The sequence below is a fragment of the Streptomyces sparsus genome (assembly GCF_054776295.1).
In genome coordinates, this window is sequence record NZ_BAAHCA010000403.1 from 1 (window position 1) to 4,330 (window position 4,330).

The following is a 4,330-nucleotide window of genomic DNA, read 5'->3' on the forward strand; positions in this document are numbered from 1 at the left end:
TCCGGAGCCGGGCCGGCGGCCGTCAGTCGGGCAGGCGGGGCTGCACGGAGTCGTCCAGCACCCCGCACAGCGCCGCGCTGCCGCCCGCGGAGTCGTACGGGTCGGTCCCGGCCGAGGCGTCCGCCGCGGCGTCCTCACCGGCCAGCAGCGGGCTCAGCCGGTCGTGCACGGCACCGCCGCAGGGCAGCGGGCCGGCCTGGGTGAGGCTGTGCTCCACGGTCAGCCGGCGTTCCCGCAGGTCCTCACGCTCGAAGTGCATGCGCACCTCACGCCGGACGGTGAACAGCGCGGCCGGCTCCCGCGGCGCGGCGTCCGCGGGCCGCAGGGCGTACACGAAGACGTGGTCGGCGGTGACCTCCAGCGCGTTCCGGCCCGCCTGGGAGACGGTCAGCGTGCCGCGCACCCGCACCCCCGGATCGGCGAGCGCGACCCGGCCCGCGTCGAACCGCACCAGCCAGCCCGTCGCCGCGTGCCTTCCGTCGGCCGCCGGATTGCGCATGCTGCGGTCGAACTGCGGGTGCTGAACGGGGTGGAGCAGTCTGCGCACCGGCTCCTCGGCCCCGCCGGTGAGCACCCCGGGGGCCAGCGACGACTCGACGAGGTACTCCTTGGCCGCTGCGAGCGCGGCGAGGACCTGCTCGGCGGTGAAACGGTCCGTGCCCTCGGCCGCCGGCAGGGTGATGCCCTCCGCGCCCGTTCCGAACGCGGCTGCCGGGCTGTTCTCGAACAGGGTCGCCGGGTCGGCCCCCGGCACGTCCCCCTGCGGCGCGAGCGGTACGACGGTGGCCCGCATCGGCTGGACCGGGCGGACGAGGGGCTCCTGGTAGGGGGCGCTGACTCCCATGTAGATAGCGGCCCCGAAGGCCAGCACGATGAGCAGCACCAAGACGATGCCCTGGCCGGTGGGACGGCGCCCGGCGGGCAGTACACGGACCGCGGACGCGGGCAGGTCGCGGACCGGGGTCTCCCGGTGGTCCTCGAGCCGCTCCCGCGCGGAGAACTCCTGGAGGCGGGCACCCCGGATGAAGGTCTCGTCGAACACCGTGGATCGGAATTCGTCGTCATCGCCTGCTCCCGAAGGCGAGCCCTCAGGAGGGTTTCCACGCCCGGTCATACGAACAGGGTAGGCGCGCCGGCGCGGTCGTAAACGCTCCGGCTCCGGGCGACTTGGCGCCAGGTGCGGACCGCCCGGTCAACCGCCGCCGGACTCGGCGGCGGAGACCGGCACGCCGCTGCCCGCGGACACCGGGAGCAGCCCGCCGGACGGCGCCTCCTGGGTGGCGCCGAGCTCTCTGGTGGCAGGGGGCGGACCGGACTCCTCCGGCTCCCCCGACGAACCGCGGTAGACGGCGGCGAAGGCCATGGCGACCATGCCGACGCCCATCACCACGGCGAGCACCCAGGCCACCGGCCGCTGCCAGCGGATGGGGCCCCGGAGCGGGGGCGAACGGCTCTCCCGCTCCCAGGCGTACTCGGCGTACTCCGGGTCCTCCCGGGCGAAGCGCCGCTCGTCGTCAGGGTCTCCGTAGACGTATCCGCCCACCGGGCCGTAGTCGCCCTCGGGGTGGTGGTGGCCCAGGCCGTCCTCGAAGAGCTGCTGCGCCTCCGCCTCGGCCCGGGCCTGGGCGGCGGCCAGCATGCGCTCCTCGGCGCTGGGCTCGTGGACCGCAGCGGTCCGCACGAACTCCTCGTCGAGTACCAGGGAGGCGAACACGTCGTCCGCCGCACCCTGCTCGCGGTTCTCGGGCTCCTCGCCGTCCGGGAACGGCTGGCCTCCCACCTCGTCCGGCATGTGAACCAGCGTAGACCGGTCGGGGCGGTGACGGCAGGGGGAAGCCGAATTAGTGCGCAGCCGGTCCGGGCCAGGCAGGTCCGGCCGTACGCGGGTTCCGCCGCAGGTGGCTCGGGCTGCGCGCCTCGGGCCGCCCGCGGCACGAGGCGGCGGACGGCTCGGGGAGACGGGCGGCCAGGGGCGAGCGGGCGGCTCAGGGGCGGGTGTGGCCGTCGCCGGTGACGACGTACTTGGTGGAGGTCAGCTCGGGCAGGCCCATCGGTCCGCGGGCGTGCAGCTTCTGGGTGGAGATCCCGATCTCCGCGCCGAAGCCGAACTGGCTTCCGTCGGTGAAGCGGGTGGACGCGTTCACCATGACCGCGGTGGAGTCGACCAGCGAGACGAAACGCCGGGCCGCAGCGGTGTCCCGCGTGACGATCGCCTCGGTGTGCCCGGACGTCCAGCGGGTGATGTGGGCGACGGCGGCGTCCAGGTCGGGCACGACGGCGGCGGCGATGTCGTAGGAGAGGTACTCGGTGGCCCAGTCCTCGTCGGTGGCGGCGACCACCGACGCGTCGGCCTGCTGCCACGCCTTGTCCCCGTGCACGGTGACGCCCGCGGCGGCCAGGGCCGCCAGTGCGCGGGGCAGGAACGCGTCGGCGATCCCGGCGTGCACCAGCACGGTCTCGGCGGCGTTGCACACGCTGGGTCGCTGCGCCTTGGAGTTGACGAGGATGTCCACCGCCATGTCCAGGTCGGCCAGCTCGTCGACGTACACGTGGCAGTTGCCGACCCCGGTCTCGATGACGGGCACGGTCGAGCCCTCCACCACGGTCTTGATCAGTGACGCGCCGCCGCGCGGGATGAGCACGTCCACCAGGCCGCGTGCCGTCATCAGCTCGGTGACGCTGTCCCGGGACTCCCCGGGCACCAGCTGCACCGCGTCCGCCGGCAGTCCGGCGCTCCGCACCGCGTCGCGCAGCACCTCGACCAGGGCGGTGTTCGAGGCGTAGGCGGAGGACGAGCCGCGCAGCAGCACGGCGTTGCCGGACTTCAGGCACAGTGCCGCGGCGTCGACGGTCACGTTGGGCCGGGCCTCGTAGATGATGCCGACCACGCCGAGCGGCACCCGCACCTGGCGGAGTTCCAGGCCGTTGGGCAGCGTGGAGCCGCGCACGACCTCACCGACCGGGTCGGGCAGAGCCACCACGTCCCGCACGTCCGAGGCGATGGCCGCGATGCGCTCGGGGGTCAGTGTGAGGCGGTCGACGATCGCGTCCGGTGTGCCGGCGGCGCGGGCCCGGTCCACGTCACGCTGATTGGCTTCGGTGATTTCGCCCGTTCGGGTGACGAGCGCGTCGGCGACCGCCAGCAGCGCGGCGTCCCGGGTGGTGCACGGCAGCGGCGCGAGGGCGGCGGCGGCCGTCCTCGCGCGGCGGGCGGTGTCCAGTACGGGTGAGGTCTGCGGTGCGCTGCTCATACCAGCAGGGTAGCCAGCCGGCGGACGCCTCCCGGCGTGAGGTCCACCCGTCGAGACAGCCGGTGGACGGCGTCCGCACCCGCCGGAGGCCGGCCCGGGGGGCACAGCGGCGCCCGGGGCCGCCCGCCGCGATGGAGAGCCGGGACGGGCGGCGTCGCGGCAGGCGGCGGAAGGTACGGAAGACGGGAAGCAGCCGAACAGGTCGTGGCGTCAGAAGGGATGCACGCCGAGCGAGACAGCAGGCGGCGGACCGTACCCCTCCGCGATGCGCTGGTGGTAGGTGGGGCGGTCGATGACCTCCAGCCCGACGATCTCCCACGGCGGCAGCTTCGCCGAGACCCGGTGCTCACCCCACAGCCGCAGTGCGACGGCGGCGGCGTCGTGGAGGTCCCGCGCCTCCTCCCAGTAGCGGATCTCCGCGTGGTCGTTGGCGTAGCGGCTGGTCAGCAGAAAGGGATGGTCGTGTGCGAGCTGTTCCAGGGCGCGCCGCACCTCGGCGAGCGGCGCTTCGGCGCCGGAGACGCTCAGAGTGACGTGCCACAGCCGTGACACCTCGTCGCTGTCCGCCCGGAACTCCGCGTTCGGCTGGATCGGCCGGGTCACCGCTCCGCGGGGAGAGCCCGTGCCGACGCTGGCCAGTCGTCTCACCGGCGGCCTCCTGGTCTGGTGCTGGCATACGTCCTTGCGGAACAAAGTTGACCAGCCCACGGACGCCTTTGGGGCCGTTTTCATGAAGGTGTCCGTGGAAAGGCTGGACTTTTACCGGACCCGCACACCTGTGACGGTGACGGGTCGGACGTCAGGACGACAGCACGACCAGGTCGTCCCGGTGCACGATCTCCCGTTCGTAGGCCGGGCCCAGCTCGCGGGCCAGCTCCCGCGTCGAGCGACCGAGCAGCTGGGGGATCTCCCTCGCGTCGAAGTTGACCAGCCCGCGGGCGACCGCCCGCCCCCGCAGGTCCCGCAGTTCGACGGGGTCGCCGGCGGAGAAGTCGCCCTCGACGCGCTCCACCCCGGCGGGCAGCAGCGAGGTGCGGCGCTGGACGACGGCGGCCACCGCGCCGTCGTCCAGGACGAGG

The 4,330-nt window shown here is 74.0% G+C and carries 5 protein-coding genes; all 5 read right to left on the minus strand.

All coding sequences use genetic code 11. The features are described from left to right. Window positions 1-22 precede the first annotated feature (22 nt). The gene (locus ACYVE9_RS17240; RefSeq protein WP_461028762.1) at window positions 23-1,114 is read right to left on the minus strand and encodes an SCO2583 family membrane protein; all 1,092 of its coding nucleotides are present in this window, start codon (window positions 1,112-1,114) and stop codon (window positions 23-25) included. 78 nt (window positions 1,115-1,192) lie between these two features. Further along, the gene (locus tag ACYVE9_RS17245) at window positions 1,193-1,792 is read right to left on the minus strand and encodes an SCO2584 family spore wall biosynthesis protein (RefSeq protein WP_461028763.1); all 600 of its coding nucleotides are present in this window, start codon (window positions 1,790-1,792) and stop codon (window positions 1,193-1,195) included. Between the two features lie 193 nt (window positions 1,793-1,985). Further along, the gene (locus ACYVE9_RS17250; protein ID WP_461028764.1) at window positions 1,986-3,251 is read right to left on the minus strand and encodes a glutamate-5-semialdehyde dehydrogenase; all 1,266 of its coding nucleotides are present in this window, start codon (window positions 3,249-3,251) and stop codon (window positions 1,986-1,988) included. Between the two features lie 210 nt (window positions 3,252-3,461). Further along, window positions 3,462-3,854: a hypothetical protein gene (locus ACYVE9_RS17255; protein WP_461028766.1), complete on the minus strand. Its 393-nt coding sequence runs from the start codon at window positions 3,852-3,854 to the stop codon at window positions 3,462-3,464. A 196-nt stretch (window positions 3,855-4,050) separates the two neighbouring features. Next, window positions 4,051-4,330, minus strand: a 280-nt coding sequence (locus ACYVE9_RS17260) for a PUA domain-containing protein (RefSeq protein ID WP_461028765.1), incomplete at its 5' end; no start/stop codon positions are given.